At 65.9% G+C, this 823-nt stretch carries 1 protein-coding gene; it reads right to left on the minus strand.

Annotated elements, in window-relative coordinates; genetic code table 11:
* Window positions 1-21 precede the first annotated feature (21 nt).
* Window positions 22-600, minus strand: a complete 579-nt coding sequence (locus DTS01S_RS09325; protein ID WP_016445288.1) for a YcjF family protein — start codon at window positions 598-600, stop codon at window positions 22-24.
* Between the last annotated feature and the right edge of the window lie 223 nt (window positions 601-823).

Below are 823 nucleotides of genomic sequence, written 5' to 3' on the forward strand. Positions count from 1 at the left end.
TCGCAACCGGGCAGTGCCTGCTCAGGACGCGCCGGCCTTGCCGCCGCCGACGTTCTTCTGGACGAAGGCCTTGCCCTCTTCCACCTGTTGCTTGAGCTTGCTGCTCATGTCCGAGACCTTGACATCCAGGAAGGTGCCGCCCGTCTCGAAATGCTGCATGAACAGCTTGCCGACCGCGTAGGTGGTCGCGCCCGCCAAAGTGGACTGGGCCAGCACGCCGGCAGCGATGCCCACGCCCGGGATGAACTTCAGCAGGCTGGCCAGCGGTGCCGTCACCACCAGCGGCAGGTAGCCTCCCAGCAGTGCGCCCAGCAGCTTCTTGCCGGTCTCGTCCGACAGCGAATGGCCGTACAGGCGGCCCACCTTGCGCAGCAGGCTCAGCTGCACGCCGGTGAGGGCGATCAGGTCCAGGCCCGGAACCGGCAGGATGCCGATGCCCATGGCCGTGATCACGTGGTTCTTGATGGTGTGCAGGGCCTCGTTTTGCCGCTCCTGAGGGGTCAGGGGCGCATCGGCTGTTTCAGCAGAGGCCACGGCAGCATCGGCAATGGCCGTGTCGGTGGCAGGGCTCACGGTACTTTCGGCTTTTTCCACGCTCATGGGAAATCTCCAGTTGGGGAACAAGTGGCCCGGCGCACGGCGCCGGGAAGGCGGCACAGGAAGCGGAGTTCGCCCAGTGCCACGGCGGAACACAAATGTTCCAAAGTGTCACCGACACCGGAATCATTCGTGAAACACAGGTAACAGTCAACCCTGCGCGCCGCGCCCTGGCCGCGGGCGCAGGAGGGGGTCAGGGGACTGCGAACGGGGTGCATTCGGGGCC

The organism is Delftia tsuruhatensis NBRC 16741 (assembly GCF_001571325.1).
In the GTDB taxonomy this organism is placed as follows: Bacteria; Pseudomonadota; Gammaproteobacteria; order Burkholderiales; family Burkholderiaceae_C; genus Comamonas; species Comamonas tsuruhatensis.